Here is a 2,303-nt window from a genome sequence, read left to right on the forward strand (position 1 = left end):
CGTCTTAAAATAGGTACCGTAAACGGTTTTCTCAAAAAAAAGCACCCTGATTCGTTTGGAATCTAGGTGCTTTCTTTTTCATAAGTGCCTTACACTTTAGCAGCGGCAGCAACTTCGGCTGCGTAGTCAACAACGGCTTTCTCGATACCGTCGCCTACTTTGTAGCGTACGAAGCTAACCACTTCAGTGCCGTTTTCTTTAGCGAATTGGGCAACAGTTTGGTCAGGGTTCATCACGAATGCTTGGCCGTTCAGAGTGATTTCAGCCAAGAATTTGCGAATACGGCCTTCAACCATTTTAGCGGCGATGTCGGCAGGTTTGCCGGAAGCGATAGCTTGTTCGGTGTAGATGTGGCGTTCTTTTTCAACGGTTTCAGCATCTACTTCGGCTTCGCTTACGCATTGTGGTTTAGCGGCAACGATGTGCATACCGATTTTGCGTGCTACGTCTTCAGAGCCTTTGTACTCAACCAATACGCCTTCGGTAGCCAAAGCACCGTGGATGTAGGCAACCAGTTGGTTGGCAGTGTCGATCACTTGGAAGCGGCGAACAGACATGTTCTCGCCCAATTTAGCGATGATGGCTTTGCGTTCTGCTTCAACCAGTTCGCTCAGTTCTTCAACAGAAGCCGGTTTTTTCTCGGCAGCAGTTTTAGCAACGAAGTTGGCAAATTCTACGAAGCCGGCGTCTTTAGCAACGAAGTCGGTTTCGCAGTTTACTTCAACCAATGCGCCGACATTGCCGTTGATCGCGTAAGCCAATACGCCTTCGGCAGCAGTACGGCCAGCCAGTTTACCGGCTTTCGCACCAGATTTAATACGCAGGATTTCTTCGGCTTTGTCGAAGTTGCCTTCAGCTTCAACCAAGGCTTTTTTGCATTCCATCATGCCCAGGCCGGTAGCGGCGCGCAGGTCGGCAACCATTTTTGCAGTAATTTCTGCCATTTTGAATCTCCTAGATTTTTGGGAACACGGCCATTGCCGTGTTTGGAAATAGTGGCCGTCTGAAACGGATTTCAGAACGGGATTTGAGAAAAGGGGCATAACGCCCCTCTTCTGTGTACCGAATTATTCGGCAGCAGCTTCTTGGGCAGCGGCTACAGTTTCTTGCAGCGCTTGGTTTTTGCCTTCCAAAACTGCGTCAGCGATGCCGCGGCAGTACAGGCGGATGGCTTTAGCGGAGTCATCGTTACCAGGGATAACGTATTTCACGCCGTCAGGGCTGTTGTTGGTATCGACTACGGCGATAACAGGGATGCCCAATTTTTCAGCCTCAACCAGAGTACCTTTTTGGTAGCCGGTATCGATAACGAAAATCGCGTCAGGCAGGCCTTTCATGTTTTTGATACCGCCCAAAGAACGTTCCAGTTTTTCAACGTCGCGTTGCATTTCCAGAATTTCTTTTTTGTTGAAACCGCCTTCAGCAGCGTTTTCCAGGGCAGCAGTTTTTTCTTCCAGGCGTTTGATGGATTGCTTAACGGTTTTGTAGTTAGTCAGCATACCACCCAACCAGCGGTAATCAACGAAAGGCATACCGGCACGGGTAGCTTCTTCGCGGATAATGTCGCGGGCTTGGCGTTTGGTACCTACGAACAATACTGTACCTTTGTTGGCAACCAGACGACGTACGGCTTCTTGCGCCTCTTGGAACATCGGCAGGGTTTTTTCCAAGTTTACGATATGGATTTTGTTGCGCGCACCGAAAATGTATTGGGCCATTTTCGGGTTCCAGAAACGGGTTTGGTGACCGAAGTGAACACCGGCTTCAATCATCTGACGCATAGTAATTTGAGACATGTTATTTCCTTGAAAGGGTTAAAGAGCACACATTCAATCGCATAGAACTTGATAGGCGGCGCCTATTGTCAAGCACCCTTCGGCGAAAGTGGGCATAAGTTTTAAAAAAATAAAAGCGTGTTTCCCAAATGGAAAACTGACGGATTATAGCGGATAAGAGGCCGTCTGAAAAGGGATTTCATACCTTTCCGTCCTGTTTTTCATCCGTCTGTACCGCCTTTTGGCGGGCCGCTTCAAACTCCGCCTGCTCCTGCCGTTTCATCCGGCGGTTGCGGCGGCGGATGGTCACGACGAAGACCGTGAACACGGTGGGCAACACTGCCCAAAAAACCAAATAAATCAACGCGCGCGCAATACTCGGCTGCGCGGCGGAAAACATCACGGCAACAAAAAGATAGCCGATGGCGACAATGTGCCACATCGTGTGCGTCCTGTTTGAATGTTAACAAAATCGTTATAATCGCAACATTCTACCGCAATCCCGAAAGGCCGTCTGAAAATGAGGAA

Annotated in this window: 3 protein-coding genes and 1 pseudogene; 1 reads left to right on the forward strand and 3 read right to left on the reverse strand. The window is 49.1% G+C overall.

Annotated elements, in window-relative coordinates; genetic code table 11:
* Nucleotides 1–89 precede the first annotated feature (89 nt).
* From tsf to ACTHUE_RS15875, 3 genes are all read right to left on the reverse strand, one after another.
* Entirely contained in the window at nucleotides 90–944 is an 855-nt protein-coding gene (gene tsf, locus ACTHUE_RS15865) for a translation elongation factor Ts (RefSeq protein WP_002215087.1), read from the reverse strand.
* A 123-nt stretch (nucleotides 945–1,067) separates the two neighbouring features.
* Nucleotides 1,068–1,796: a 30S ribosomal protein S2 gene (gene rpsB / locus ACTHUE_RS15870; protein WP_002230071.1), complete on the reverse strand. Its 729-nt coding sequence runs from the start codon at nucleotides 1,794–1,796 to the stop codon at nucleotides 1,068–1,070.
* A 178-nt stretch (nucleotides 1,797–1,974) separates the two neighbouring features.
* Nucleotides 1,975–2,217 (reverse strand): hypothetical protein, encoded by a 243-nt coding sequence (locus ACTHUE_RS15875; protein ID WP_070608453.1) that lies wholly within the window; start codon nucleotides 2,215–2,217, stop codon nucleotides 1,975–1,977.
* Between the two features lie 14 nt (nucleotides 2,218–2,231).
* Between ACTHUE_RS15875 and ACTHUE_RS15880 the strand changes: the two are divergent.
* Nucleotides 2,232–2,303, forward strand: a pseudogene (locus ACTHUE_RS15880) (5-formyltetrahydrofolate cyclo-ligase); the annotation flags it as partial.

Source organism: Neisseria sp. P0021.S005 (genome assembly GCF_051956955.1).